General features: G+C 58.7%; 10 protein-coding genes and 1 pseudogene. 4 read left to right on the top strand and 7 right to left on the bottom strand.

Features of this window, described 5'->3' with window-relative positions; all coding sequences use genetic code 11:
* Positions 1 to 19: 19 nt before the first annotated feature.
* From OZ656_RS17540 to OZ656_RS17560, 5 genes and pseudogenes are all read right to left on the bottom strand, one after another.
* Positions 20 to 163, bottom strand: a pseudogene (locus OZ656_RS17540) (thiol reductase thioredoxin); the annotation flags it as partial.
* Positions 160 to 2,034: an ATP-dependent zinc metalloprotease FtsH gene (ftsH, locus tag OZ656_RS17545; protein WP_278351131.1), complete on the bottom strand. Its 1,875-nt coding sequence runs from the start codon at positions 2,032 to 2,034 to the stop codon at positions 160 to 162. The pseudogene OZ656_RS17540 and the gene ftsH, both read right to left, overlap by 4 nt.
* 275 nt (positions 2,035 to 2,309) lie before the next feature.
* The gene (gene clpK, locus OZ656_RS17550) at positions 2,310 to 5,171 is read right to left on the bottom strand and encodes a heat shock survival AAA family ATPase ClpK (RefSeq protein ID WP_379944746.1); all 2,862 of its coding nucleotides are present in this window, start codon (positions 5,169 to 5,171) and stop codon (positions 2,310 to 2,312) included.
* 99 nt (positions 5,172 to 5,270) lie between these two features.
* Positions 5,271 to 5,840 carry an Hsp20/alpha crystallin family protein gene (locus tag OZ656_RS17555; protein WP_272999225.1) on the bottom strand — a complete coding sequence of 190 codons (570 nt, stop codon included), beginning with the start codon at positions 5,838 to 5,840 and terminating at the stop codon, positions 5,271 to 5,273.
* A gap of 99 nt (positions 5,841 to 5,939) precedes the next feature.
* Positions 5,940 to 6,152 carry a helix-turn-helix domain-containing protein gene (locus OZ656_RS17560; RefSeq protein ID WP_272999226.1) on the bottom strand — a complete coding sequence of 71 codons (213 nt, stop codon included), beginning with the start codon at positions 6,150 to 6,152 and terminating at the stop codon, positions 5,940 to 5,942.
* 541 nt (positions 6,153 to 6,693) lie between these two features.
* On the opposite strand from OZ656_RS17560, the gene OZ656_RS17565 reads away from it, so the two are divergent.
* The 3 genes from OZ656_RS17565 (at position 6,694) to OZ656_RS17575 (ending at position 9,140) form a co-directional block, all read left to right on the top strand.
* Positions 6,694 to 7,476 (top strand): virulence protein RhuM/Fic/DOC family protein, encoded by a 783-nt coding sequence (locus OZ656_RS17565; protein ID WP_272999227.1) that lies wholly within the window; start codon positions 6,694 to 6,696, stop codon positions 7,474 to 7,476.
* Positions 7,473 to 8,069: an exopolysaccharide biosynthesis protein gene (locus tag OZ656_RS17570; protein WP_379944747.1), complete on the top strand. Its 597-nt coding sequence runs from the start codon at positions 7,473 to 7,475 to the stop codon at positions 8,067 to 8,069. The genes OZ656_RS17565 and OZ656_RS17570 overlap by 4 nt, the downstream gene beginning before the upstream one ends.
* Before the next feature lie 183 nt (positions 8,070 to 8,252).
* A complete protein-coding gene (locus tag OZ656_RS17575; protein WP_199452738.1) occupies positions 8,253 to 9,140 on the top strand; it encodes a chemotaxis protein in 888 nt (295 codons plus the stop codon).
* Here OZ656_RS17575 and OZ656_RS17580 read toward each other — a convergent pair.
* Both OZ656_RS17580 and mqo read right to left on the bottom strand, forming a co-directional pair.
* The gene (locus OZ656_RS17580) at positions 9,137 to 10,807 is read right to left on the bottom strand and encodes an acetolactate synthase large subunit (protein ID WP_199452740.1); all 1,671 of its coding nucleotides are present in this window, start codon (positions 10,805 to 10,807) and stop codon (positions 9,137 to 9,139) included. The two genes, OZ656_RS17575 and OZ656_RS17580, sit on opposite strands and share 4 nt — an antisense overlap.
* 44 nt (positions 10,808 to 10,851) lie before the next feature.
* Positions 10,852 to 12,333, bottom strand: coding sequence for a malate dehydrogenase (quinone) (gene mqo / locus OZ656_RS17585; RefSeq protein ID WP_286714516.1), 1,482 nt, complete (start codon positions 12,331 to 12,333; stop codon positions 10,852 to 10,854).
* Positions 12,334 to 12,796: 463 nt separating this feature from the next.
* On the opposite strand from mqo, the gene OZ656_RS17590 reads away from it, so the two are divergent.
* Positions 12,797 to 13,774 carry a calcium/sodium antiporter gene (locus tag OZ656_RS17590; RefSeq protein ID WP_011786811.1) on the top strand — a complete coding sequence of 326 codons (978 nt, stop codon included), beginning with the start codon at positions 12,797 to 12,799 and terminating at the stop codon, positions 13,772 to 13,774.
* Positions 13,775 to 13,785 lie beyond the last annotated feature (11 nt).

Genomic DNA, 13,785 nt, shown 5'->3' on the forward strand with positions numbered 1-13,785 from the left:
GATCGGTGATGTCCTCTACCGTCGCTGTAGTCAGCTCGATGGGTTCCCCGGTGAAAAGCGGGTGCTGGCACCGCCCGCAATTGGGCTTCTCTGCCAACTTGTTGGCTGGCACGCGATTGATGGATTGGCAGTGTGGGCAGACGATATGAACGCTGTCACTCATGAGGTGGGTCCTTGGGACACAGAGGAAGTCATGGCTCCGGCAGTTGGGCCTGGGGATTCGAGCTGTAGCCCTTGCGTCAGTTCCCGGATGCTGTATTCATCCAGCGTTTCCCGTGCGAGCAGTTCGCGCGCGCACCGCTCCAGCACATCTCGGTTAATTTCGAGAATTCGGTATGCACGATCAAACACACCCATCACAATGTCACGGATGGCTTGGTCGATGCGTGCCTGAGTCGATTCGGCTACCCGGCAGCCACCCTGTGCCAGTTCAGGCGCATCAAGAAAACGCGGCCTCTGTGCCTCAAAAGCAACGTACCCCAAGCTCTCATCCATGCCGAAGCGCGTAATCATGTCGCGGGCGATGTCGGTGGCCCGCGCGAGATCGTCTGAAGCCCCTGTGGACAGCTCGCCAAACACGAGCTTCTCAGCCGCACGCCCGCCCAGGAGCACGGCGATCTTGTGCTCCAGGTCGGCACGTGTCATCAGAAATCGGTCTTCGGTGGGCCGCTGCAGGGTGTAGCCGAGTGCACCGATGCCACGCGGAACGATTGAAATCTTGTGTACCGGATCGGTGCCGGGCAGCGCCAGCGCCACCAGTGCATGCCCCATCTCGTGATAGGCCACGGTTTCCCGCTCCTTTGGATTGAGCACGCGGTTCTTCTTCTCCAGACCGGCCACGATGCGCTCGATGGCGGCGGTGAAGTCTTGCAGTTCCACAGCCTGCGCCTTGCGCCGCGTCGCGTTCAGCGCTGCTTCGTTCACGAGATTGGCCAGATCAGCGCCGGAAAAGCCGGTGGTCAGCGCCGCCACCTGTTCCAGATCTACACCTTGGGCCAGGGTGATCTTCTTGACATGGACCTTCAGGATTTCCAGGCGACCTGTCTTGTCGGGACGGTCCACCAGCACCTGACGGTCAAAGCGACCGGCGCGAAGCAAGGCCTGATCGAGGATCTCCGGCCGGTTGGTGGCTGCAAGGATGATCAGCCCGACCGAGCTGTCGAAGCCATCCATTTCGGTGAGCAACTGGTTCAGCGTCTGCTCACGCTCGTCGTGTCCACCGATCGGTCCTCCGGCACCGCGTGCGCGACCCAAAGCATCCAGCTCATCAATGAAGATGATCGCCGGCGCCTGCGCACGCGCCTGTTCGAACAGGTCGCGCACACGGGCCGCACCCACGCCCACGAACATCTCGACAAATTCTGATCCGGAGATGGAGAAGAAGGGCACCGCCGCCTCGCCGGCAACAGCCTTGGCCAGCAATGTCTTGCCGGTGCCCGGTGGGCCGACCAGCAACACGCCCTTGGGGATGCGCGCCCCGAGCCGTCCATACTCCTGCGGATTCTTGAGGAAATCGCCGATCTCAACCAACTCCGCCTTGGCTTCATCGACGCCAGCGACATCGGCAAAGGTCACGCCAGTGTTCTTCTCCATGAATACCTTGGCACGGCTCTTGCCGATGCTCAGAAAGCCACCCATGCCCTGCTTCTCGGCGAAGCGGCGGAACAGAAAGAACCAGACGCCGAAGAAGGCCACCGCCGGCAGAATCCAGGAGAGCACATCACGCAGCCAGGTGCTTTCCACCACACGGGCATAGGGCACGTCATATTTCGACAGGCGATCTGCGAGGTCGGGTTCGACGCGGGTCGCTACGATCGTGGTCTTGCCGCGGCTGTCAGGCGCTTTCAGGCGCCCGGTGACCGTGCGATCCGACACCAGCACTTCGGCGACACGCCCCTCCGCCAGCGCCTTCTCGAAATCACTGTATGGTACGGGCTCGATCGTCTGAGCCGCCTGCCAGTAGTCCTGCAACATGAGCAACAAGAGGATCGCGACGATCCAGTAACCGATATTCCATTGATCTTTCTTCTCCATAATCGGCATCCCTCAAGAATCGAGTCGCTAAGGATTGGGTGCGAACAGACGCGCCAATCCGTTGCCCAACCGGATCGGAAGCGGGCGTACGCAGCGTTCCCAGGCACTCGCATAGGCTGACTCAATGCGCAAGCACCCGCCAGTAAGGAGCCGCGCCACCCACTGCACGAAGGCGCAATGTCCCGTCGCCTTGGTGACAGTGGCCGCGAGTGATGAAAGGGAGACTACCCGTACCAGCCCTGCGCTAGAGTTGGCCACTAGAGCCTCCCGATGCATCATTTTTGCCCGCTCGACGGTTTCTTCTTGCGCGCTGTCTTGCCCGTATCGCTCTGCGGCTCTTCGGCGGTCTTGGCTTCGTCGGGTTTCTCCGTCCCGACCTGGGCCTCCGGCGGCTCCTTGCGCTCGAAGCTCACGCGCTCAGCTTTCTCGTCCCAGCGTGCATTGGCGTGATCGTCCTTGCCGATGCCTCCACCGAGCATTTCCCTCGCCAGCGCGGTTTCCAACTCGCTGCGAATCAATCGCTTGAGTTCACGCGCCCCAAACTCGGGCTTGTAGCCTTCTTGGGCAAAGTGGTCGATCAGCGCCTGGTCGTAAGTCAGTGTTACTCCTTGGCTGGCCGCGTTGCGCGCCACGCGCTCAAGCTGCAGGCCGACGATATGGCGAATCTCCTCCTTGCCCAGGGCGTGGAATACGATGATCTCATCGATGCGGTTGAGAAACTCGGGGCGGAAGTGCCCGCGTAACACGTCCATCACTTCGGCCCTGGTCTTTTCGTACTCCTCACCTGCGGCATCGCGAGCCTTCAAGCGCCGCTGGATGATGTCAGAGCCGAGATTAGATGTGGCGATGATGATGGTGTTGGTGAAGTCCACCACCCGTCCCTTGCCATCGGTAAGGCGCCCATCGTCGAAGACCTGCAACAGGATGTTGTAGACATCGGGATGTGCTTTCTCGATCTCATCGAGCAGCAACACACTGTACGGTTTGCGACGTACTTTTTCCGTGAGTTGTCCGCCTTCGTCATAACCGACATAGCCCGGAGGTGCACCTACCAAACGTGCGACGGTATGGCGTTCGCCGTACTCAGACATGTCGATGCGCAAGAGCGCCCCCTCATCGCCGTAGATGGCTTCAGCCAAAGCCTTGGCGAGTTCGGTCTTACCCACGCCGGTCGGGCCGAGGAAGAGGAACGTAGCCACCGGCTTGCTGCCTTCGCGCAGCCCTGCCCGTGACAGTCGTACCGCGTCGGCCACCGCCCGCACGGCCTCGTCTTGCCCCACCAAACGCTCGTGTAGACGTTGCTCCAAGTGCAGCAGCTTTTCGCGCTCCTCTACCGTCAGTTCGTTGACCGGGATGCCGGTTAGCCGCGACACGATCTGCGCTACGTGCTGGGCTTTAACCTCGGCGCTGCCCGAAGCACGCTCTCGCTCCCAGTCTTCGACGAGCTTCTTGAGTTCGGCTTCCTTGGCCTCGATGCGCTTGCCAAGTTCAGCAGCCTTGTCGTACTGCTTGCGTGCCGCCACATAGTCTTGCTCGCGGCGCAGTTGGTGCAGTTCGGATTCAAGCTCCTGCACAGCCACCGGGCGCGCCGTGGCCGACAGCTTCACGCGTGCGGCGGCCTGATCCAACAAGTCGATGGCTTTGTCGGGGAGAAAGCGTGCCGTGATATACCGGTCAGAGAGCTCAGCGGCCGCAATGATCGCGTCCTCCGTAATGCTGACCTTGTGGTGCACTTCGAAGGTGTCGCGCAGACCACGAAGGATCATCATGGTCTGTGCTACCGTCGGCTCGGGCACCATCACCGGCTGGAAGCGACGCTCCAGCGCGGCATCCTTTTCAATGTACTTCTGGTACTCGTTGAGCGTGGTGGCACCGATCAGGTTGAGTTCACCACGCGCCATCATCGGCTTGAAGACGTTGGCCACGTCGAGCCCGCCTTCGCCGCCACCCTGGCCCGCACCAACGATGGTGTGCACCTCGTCGATGAACAAGATGAGTTCGCCCTGGTGCTCGGTCACTTCCTTGAGCACCTTCTGTACACGCTCCTCGAACTCACCCCGGTACTTGGCCCCTGCGACCATCGCGTTGGTATTCAGCTCCACCAAGCGCTTGTCACGTAATGTCTCGGGCACTTCGCCGGCTACCATGCGCTGCGCCAGCCCCTCGACGATGGCTGTCTTGCCCACTCCCGGCTCGCCGATCAGCACCGGATTGTTCTTCTTGCGCCGGGCCAGCACCTCGATGGTGGTCTCAATCTCCTGTGCGCGGCCGATGACCGGATCGAGCTTGCCGTCACGCGCCATTTTGGTGAGGTCACGCGAGTACTTGTCCAGCTCAGGTGTGTTGGTCGGCGTCTCAGCGCGACCGTCCTCGGCCCCCTTGCCGACCACCTTGCTCACCTGTTGACGCAGCGCCTGCGGTGTGAGGCCATATCGGCGCAGCAGGTTGGCGGCCAATCCTTCGCCTTCCTCTGCCAAGCCGATCAGGAAGTGCTCCGGGCCGACATACGAGTGACCCAGTTCGTTGGACGCCACGAAAGCACGACTCAGTGCATCCTTGACGCGCGGCGACACGCCAATTTCGCCCTCGAACGGCTGGTCACCGCGCTTGGCTTCGGATTCGATCTGTCGCGTGAGATCATCGACCTTGATCTTGAACTGACCAAGGATGGTCTTGATTACGTCGCTGTGGTTCAGTGCCAAAAGCAGGTGCTCGGTATCCACTTCCGGACGACCGAACTCGGCCGCATACTTGGCGGCTTCCTGAAGCAACGCCTCTGATTGCTCGCTGATGCGGCTAGCGAGTCCGCCGCCTCGACGGCGCGGTGCACCTGACCCCGCCGAAGCCGGTTCGCCAAAGGAGGCATCGACCACATCATCGGCATCGGCATCGGCATCGGCAGCAACAGTCGTCGACTCGTCACCAATACGGAAAAAGTCGTTGCCCAGAAAGTCCTCAAACAGACCGCTGCGCGCGCCAAACAAGGCTTCCAGCGGAGAAACAGTGCGCTTCTGCTGGCGCACGCGTTGTCGATAATGATTGTCACAGAGCAGCATGGTGCTGTGGCGACCATTGAGGTTGGCTTCCACTCGCACCGTGGCGGGCTGGCCGCAGACTTGGCATTGTTTTCTGGCCATGCTGATGCTCTTGAAGTTGTTGAGGCAGCGATGTGCCACGTGTCATGGCACATCGTCTGCGAGTTGATGGATCAAGTACGCGAGTAGAGCCAGTGGAGCTCAGCTGTTGATGGGAATGGAACGTCCCTGCTTGGGTGCACTGGCCTCGCGTTTGTCCATCGTGATGGTGAGCACGCCATTCTTGAAGTCCGCCTTGATCGTGTCCTGGTTGGCATCACCGGGCAGGTTCAGGGCACGCTGAAAGCTGCCGTAGGACCGCTCGATCCGATGGAAGCCACCATCTTTCTTCTCCTGCTCCTGGCGCTTTTCACCGCGCACCACCAACACGTCGTTGTCGAGCGTGATCTGAATATCCTTCTCCTCGACGCCTGGAACCTCCAAAGCAATCCTGTACTGCTTGTCGGTTTCCTGGATATCCACGGCCGGCTTCAGCATGCCCGGCCACTCTGCCGGCCAGCGCGGCATCGCCAGCGCCGGAAAACCAAACCCGCGGAATGCGTCATCAAACAGCCGGTCAATCTCGCGATGCAACTGCAAGATCGGACTGACCGCGCCTCCAGCCACCGGCTGATCACTACGCTGCACAGGCAGCGAGGCAGCAGCTTGTAGCTCTTCCTGTTCATTCTTGAACCAGTTCCAGGGAGCCAATTTCTTCAGATCGAAACTCATGTCACACCTCCAGAGCTAATTGAAAAAACCGAATCCGCTTGCCTGTTCAGACCGGTTAGGCCCGCAGGCAATACGGCACACCTGTCCGAGCAGAGCTGTTCATCTTCGCGCATCACCTCCTTTTCGCGTCGCAGGTCGCGATCGCTCTGCAATCCAGCGATCGATGTCGTTTCGCCGAAACCGCCATGTCCCACCCACTTTGAACGCCGGCATCTCCGCTTGCGCGGCCAGGCGGTAAAGCCTGCGCTTGCCGACCTTCAAGTACGCCGCCAGTTCGTCGAGCGTCAGGATTGCATCCTGGCTTGTTTTCATGGCTCCACCACGCACACCCTGTCATTCCGGCTCATCTGTTGCAGATCATTGCACACACTTACACACTGTGGGCACTTTTTTCCAGCTATCAAGCCGCCTCCCCCAATGACTTGATGCATGTCAATTACGTGTTGGAACACACCACCGACCCAGGACAAGCCCGCGTGCTCAGAATCCAGCACACTGTCGGCCACGCCCGGCCGTTCACGTTTGAACATGACTGGGGAGAGATCGCTCGAACTGATCCGCCCCTGTGATGTACCACGCGGCCAGATCGTCGAATCCGCACCCTCAAGGTCAAGGCATTACTATCTGGATCGGGATGCGGACGCGGGTTCGGCTCCGTGTTCCACCACCACCTTGCAAGAGAAAAGCCCCTGATTTCAGGGGCTTTTTTCGTTTCTGGCCTTCCGTTTTCCCTTAGCATCTGATCGATTTGCAAAAAGCGACAAGGAAATGTCATGACTCAAAATCAAGTAAGAATCTTCACATCAAAAGATGATCAGGCACAGCTGGAAGTGGCAATTGGCCAAGAAACCGTTTGGCTGAATCAGACAAGCCCGTTACCTCTTACTCACTGGACGTTATCATTTCCGTTGGCTATCGTGTGAAGTCCCAGCGTGGTGTCCAGTTTCGTCAGTGGGCTACCCAGGTACTCAAGGACCACCTGATTCAGGGTTATACCCTAAACCAGCGCCGTCTGGCGGAGCACGGCATCGAGTTCGAGCAAGCCGTTGACCTGCTCAGCCGCACTCTCACTAACCAGGGCCTGGTATCCAACGAGGGAGAAGCCGTCGCCCGGGTGATCAGCGATTACGCCCGCTCTTGGAGCTTGCTGCAAGGCTATGACGAGCAGCAGCTTGCCGAAGTCGGTATTAGGCAACCAAATATACAGACTCTGGGGCTGGACGAGGCAGTGAAAGCCATCAACGAGCTTAAACAGACTCTGATGGCCAAAGGCGACGCCACGGAACTGTTCGGCCAGTTACGGGGTGTCGGTCTGGCATCTGCTTTGGCGACTATCGAGCAGGGCTTTGGTGATGAACTCTTTTATCCGAACGTCGCCACACGCGCAGCTCACCTTCTATACTTTGTAATCAAGAATCACCCGCTGGCCGACGGCAATAAACGCTGCGGCTCATTTCTATTTTTGTGGTACCTGCGCCGTAAAGCCGCTTTGTTGGCTAGACCAGTGGAACAATTGATTAACGACAACACCCTTGTGGCCCTGGCCCTGCTGGCGGCCGAAAGTCTGCCAAATCAGAAAACCTTGATGATCCGACTGATTGAGCATTTCCTTCTTTTGAGGGAGTCCACCCAGTGAATCATCCAGACGACCCGGAAAGCCTCACAGAGCTGGTGGCCAGAATCCGTGACCATACCCGGGATCAGGACCGAGTGTCGGTTGGGGATCTGATGACCGCAGTGGGTGAGCGCTCTTTTGGCCCGCTGGTCCTGCTGGCCGGCCTGGTAACGGTGGCGCCGCTTATTGGCGACATTCCCGGCGTACCCACCTTACTGGGCTTGCTGGTTCTGCTCACCTTGGGGCAGCTGCTGTTCCAGCGTCGCTCAGTCTGGATTCCCTCCCGTTTATCGAACCGCCATATTTCCAAACAGACACTGTTTAAAGGCCTGCAATGGGCAGACAAACCGGCGGCATTTGTCGATCGCTGGACCCGGCGGCGCTTACCCTGGTTGGTTTCCGGGGCAGGCCAGTATCTGATGGCACTGATTTGCATGGCGGTGGCCGCTGCCATGCCGATGATGGAACTTATCCCCTTCAGTGCCAATGGCGGTGGCCTGGCGCTGATGGCGTTCGGGCTGTCCATTGTCGCCCGGGACGGGCTGCTGGCTCTGGTTGCCGTCGCCACCACCGGTGGCACCGGCTGGCTTGTGATCACCAGCCTACCCTGGTAGCCGAACGGGCTGAAAACCTGTCACCATTTGATACAAAGCTGATAACGAATGGCTGCGTATAAAGCTGCTACTATTGCTACATAACCTTTTGATCGCTGGCACCTTGTTTTGTGGTCGTCAGTGCACGAATCATTACCGTGAGCTCCGGCAAGGAGCTTTTATCTTTTTTGCAAGGATCGGTTTATGTCCAGCAAAGCGAAGCAGTCCCAGAAACTCCTGCTGTTCCGCCTGTTCGGCTCGCGGCTGTTTGGCATTGGCACTCTGAAAATCCGGGAAATACTTCCGTTTCAGCGATTAACCAAACTGCCCCACAGCCACCATGCCGTGATCGGAACCGCAACCTTCCGGGGCTCGGCCGTGCCGGTCATTGATATGTCTGCGGCCGTAGGCTACCCGGCGCTTACCCGCGAGGAGCAGGAAAAAGCCTCCATCATTGTTACCGACATCCAGCGCCAGGAAATCGGTTTTCTGGTGCGTAGTGTTCAGCAGATTATCGAGACAGACTGGAAGAGCGTGATGCCGCCGCCCAAGGCTCTGGGCACCAATGCCTTTATTACTGGCTTGCTGGATGTGGATGGCGACATTATCCAGCTACTGGATGTGGAGTTGCTGCTGGCCAAGGTGTATCCGGAATCCCTGGATGCCCAGGATGTTGTACTGTCAGATCTTCAGAGCGAAACGCTCAAGTCTCTGAATATCCTGCTGGTAGACGATTCCCAGGTGGCCCGTAAACAGCTGAGCGATGTACTGGACAGCAAAGGCATCAGCTACCACGTCACCACCAATGGCGATGAAGCCCTGCAGGTGATGCTCAGAGAGCACGAGCTGGGGCACCCGATCGAGATTCTGGTAAGCGACATCGAGATGCCGGGGCTGGATGGCTACGAGCTGACCTTCGATGTCCGGGATAACGCCAGCCTCAAGCAACCCTACATTATCCTGCATACCTCACTGAACAGTGAGATGAGCCTGAGCTACGCCAATCAGGTCGGGGCCAACGAGGCCCTGACCAAGTTTGACGCAGATGAACTGTTACAGGCCATGCTGCGTGGAGCTGCCCAGGCCGGCTAAAGCCGGCAGGTGAGCTCCGCCAGCTCTTCATCAAAGACCCGCCGGTTCTCGCTGTAGTCCACCGGCACATCCACCAGGTGGACACCACCGGCCTCCAGTGCGCGCTCGAGGGTCGGGCGCAACTCCTCGGTACGGGTAACCCTGTGGCCAATGGCACCGTAGGAATCCGCGTACTTCACGAAATCCGGGTTGCGGTAATCCAGCCCGAAATCTTCATAGCCATCCTGGCCCTGCTTCCATTTGATCATGCCATACGCACTGTCGTTGATGATCAGCACCACCAGGTTCAGACCAAGGCGAACAGCCGTCTCCAGCTCCTGGCTGTTCATCATGAAGCCGCCATCGCCGCAGATCGACATGACCTTCAGTTCCGGATAGAGCATGGCCGCCATCATACCACTGGGCAGGCCCGCGCCCATGGAGGCCAGAGAATTGTCCAGCAGCACGGTGTTGTTGTCGTAAGCCGGGTAGTTACGGGCAAACCAGAGTTTGTACATACCATTATCCAGCGCAATGATGCCGTCATCCGGCATCACGGATCGCACATCGTGGACAATGCGCTGGGGGATCACCGGAAAGCGGTCATCGGTGGCCCGTTCCTGAAGATGCTTGTCGACCGCCTGTTTCACTTCCATCAGGCCGGTGAAATCGTGGTTGGCACATTGTCCGCAGTGCTCGGCCATGTACTCCACACTGTTGGCAATGTCACCCACCACCTCATGCTGCGGAAAATACACCGGATCGACATCGGCTCCGCTGAAATTCACATGGATGACTTTTTTACCGCCCGGCGTCATGAAGAACGGGGGCTTTTCCACCACATCGTGGCCAACATTAATCACCAGATCCGCCCGGTCGATGGCGCAGTGAACAAAATCGCCGGCGGACAGGGCCGCATTCCCCATGTAACGGGGGTGACGCTCATCAATCACGCCCTTACCCATCTGAGTGGTGAAGAACGGAATGCCCGTCACATCCACCAGATGCAGCAAGGCTTTGGATACCCGTTTACGATTGGCGCCGGCACCAATCATGATCAGTGGATGATGGGCCCTGCGCAGCATGTCACAGGCCATATCCAGGCTCTTCTCGCTGGCCGTTGGCCGGCGGGCATCACTGGGATTAAAGATATGAATGCCCGCTTCGGCGGATTCCTCGGCAATGTCCTCAGGCAGCTCCAGGTGCACAGCACCGGGGCGTTCTTCCGAGGCAAGGCGAAAGGCTTCACGAACCTTGGCGGGGATGGTGTTGGCGTTACTGATCTGGCGGGTGTATTTGGTGAGCGGCCGCATCAGATCCACCACATCCAGAATCTGGAACAGCCCCTGTTTGGAGGACTTGATGGGCTTCTGCCCGGAGATCATCATCATGGGCATGCCGCCCAGCTGGGCGTAGGCCGCGGCCGTCACCAGATTGGTGGCGCCCGGCCCGAGGGTGGACAGGCAAACCCCCACCTGGCCGGTCAGTCGCCCATAGGTCGCCGCCATGAAGCCGGCAGCCTGTTCGTGCCGGTTCAGCACCAGACGGATACTGGAATTGCGTAACGCTTCCAGGAACGCGAGATTCTCTTCACCGGGCACGGCGAAAATGTATTTTACGCCCTCATTCTCAAGTGCCCGGATAAACACTTCGGCGCCGTTAAGCGCCTGTCGATGATCATTGGCCATAACTGTCCTCTTGATCTGAGAATTCTCAAATCAAGAGGATAGCATTACCTGAGCTTGAGCGTTGACAGGGTCCGTTCACGAACGCTGTTGAGCAGCTCCTCATTATCCACCAGAGACTGGCCATAGGATGGCACCAGCTCCTTCATGCGGGACTGCCACTGCTCGCTCCTGATCTTCTCCGGGAAGCAGCGCTCAAGCACATTGATCATGGCGTTAGCCGCAGTAGAAGCCCCGGGAGAGGCACCCAGCAAGGCGGCGAGGGTGCCGTCTTTAGCTGCGACAATCTCGGTGCCGAACTCAAGCTTGCCACCACCCTCTTCGGTCTGCTTGATAATCTGCACCCGCTGGCCAGCCATCTGCAACTTCCAGTCATCTTCACGGGCATCCGGGAAGAAGTTGCGCAGGGAATTCACACGGTCGGCATGGGATTGGAACACTTCGCCGATCAGATAACGGGTGAGGTCCATATTGCTCTTGCTGACTGACAGCATCGGGCGCAGGTTGGTAGCGCGCACCGAACCAATCAGATCGAAGATGGAGCCCTGCTTCAGGAAGCGGGTGGTGAAGCCAGCAAACGGTCCGAACAGCAGGGCAGGTTCGCCATTGATGATGCGGGTATCCAGGTGCGGGACAGACATCGGCGGCGCGCCAATCGGTGCCTTACCGTACACTTTAGAATGGTGCTCCTTGACGATGTCCGGCTTCTGGCACACCAGCCACTGACCACTGACTGGGAAGCCACCGTAACCGCGGGCCTCATCAATGCCAGACTTCTGCAGCAACGGCAGCGCGCCACCACCAGCACCGAGGAACACGAAACCGGCTTCCAGCTTGGTCAGTTCGCCGGTTTTCTGGTTTTTCACCCGCAGTTTCCAGCGGCCATTGTCGCGCTGATCAATGTAGTGCACCGGGCTGCTGAGCATCAGTTCAAAGTTGGGCTGGGTTTCCAGCCATTTCACCATGCTTCGGGTCAGTGAACCGAAATCCACGTCGGAACCATGTTTGATTCGGGTCGCGGCCACACGCTGCATAGGATCACGGTGGCGAACCACCAGCGGCATCCACTCTTCGAGATCCTCCGGGCTTTCCGTGTATTCCATTTCCTGGAACAGGTGGTGCCCGCTCAGACGCTCGTAACGGCGCTTTAGAAACGCCACGTCTTTCTCGCCCCAGACGAAACTCTGGTGTGGCGTACGATTAATGAAAGAAGTCGGCTCCGGCAGGATGCCCTGCTCCACCAGGTAAGACCAGAACTGCAACGACACCTCGAACTGGGCATTGATTTTCAACGCCCGCTCAATCTCGACATCGCCATCATCGGTTTCGGGGGTGTAGTTCAGCTCGCAGTAACCGGCATGCCCGGTACCTGCATTGTTCCATCCGTCGGTGCTCTCATGGGCAACGTGGTCAAGACGTTCCACCATGACGATGTCCAGGGACGGATCCAGCTGCCTGAGCATCATGCCGAGGGTCGCGCTCATGACGCCCCCACCGACCAGCACTACATCTGCCTGTCTAACGGCCATTGGTTTTCACCCTAGCTTAGTGTTGAAGCCTGCTGCCACTCCACGATCAGCAAAGTGGCCTGTCGGAAGCCGGCCTGGCGCGAGGTAGACGGCGCTGCCGTGAGCTTCCGGTCTGAAATTGCGCGCAATTATCCCGATTTTCGCCGAAAGAATAAATTGCGATTATCAATTGATGCGTGTCGGTTGCGGGCACGGCTGGCACCAGTGGTGCGATTACCGGTATGTTGGCACATTGCCCGTCATCTTATCGTTTTGCCGGGATTGTCTCGTGTTTTGTTAACAATATCAGCGCCACTTTAGTCTGATACCCCGGCGCCCAACCATTGGATCATCCGTAGTTACCTGCAACGGCGCGCATCTCAGTGCTGACCAATCGCCCCCTAATACGGTATCTTGTGCGCCAAACACTTTCCTCCGGGCCATGGGCCGGAGTTTCCGACGTTAATCTTTTTGAGGTTTCTCTATGTTGATGGCCATCGGTGCCGTTATTGCCGGCCTGATCCTGCTGGTCTGGAGCGCGGACAAATTTGTGGAAGGAGCCGCCGCCACCGCGAAACACCTGGGCATGCCTACGCTACTGATCGGCATGGTCATTATCGGCTTCGGCACCTCTGCTCCGGAACTTGCGGTCTCTGCCATGGCTGCGTCTGACGGCAACCCCGGCCTGGCTCTCGGAAACGGGTACGGCTCCAATATCACCAACATCGCCCTGATTGTTGGCCTGACCGCCATCATCGCGCCGATCGCTGTGCACTCACAGGTGATCCGCAAAGAACTGCCACTACTGGTCGTACTCACTCTGATTGCCGGTGCGCAACTGATCGACGGAGAGCTGAGCCGACTGGATGGCTGGGTGCTTCTGGGCGTCTTTGCCGCGGTCATGGGTTGGTCCATCTATCAGGGGATACGTGGCAAAGCTGACCCGCTTGGAGGGGATGCTGAGTCCGAAATCGTTGCCCACCCCATGCCCCTGAAAACCGCAATTATCTGGCTGGTGATCGGGCTGATTCTGCTGATTGTCAGTTCAAGGCTTCTGGTGTGGGGTGCGGTCGCTATTGCCCAGAGCCTGGGTGTGAGTGATCTGATCATAGGCCTGACCATTGTCGCTATCGGCACATCCCTGCCGGAGCTGGCCTCAGCTATTGCCGCCGTGAAGAAGAACGAGCACGACCTGATTCTGGGCAACATCCTGGGCTCAGGCATCTTCAACACCCTGGCCGTGGTGGGGCTCGCCGCGGCGATTCAACCGTTGTCGGTAGACCCTGAGGTGCTGTATCGGGACTGGACGTTAATGCTGGGCCTGACTCTGGCGCTTCTGGTCATGGGCTTCGGCCTGACCGGTTGGCGCAAGCTCGTATCGAGGGTTGACGGTGCCCTGCTGCTGGCCGTTTACATCGGTTACACCGGCTATCTGTTCTCTACCGTGGTCTCCGCCGCCTGAGCATCGCCGGC

Origin of the sequence: Marinobacter sp. LM1 (assembly GCF_042763285.1) — a bacterium.
Classification (GTDB): Bacteria; Pseudomonadota; Gammaproteobacteria; order Pseudomonadales; family Oleiphilaceae; genus Marinobacter; species Marinobacter nauticus.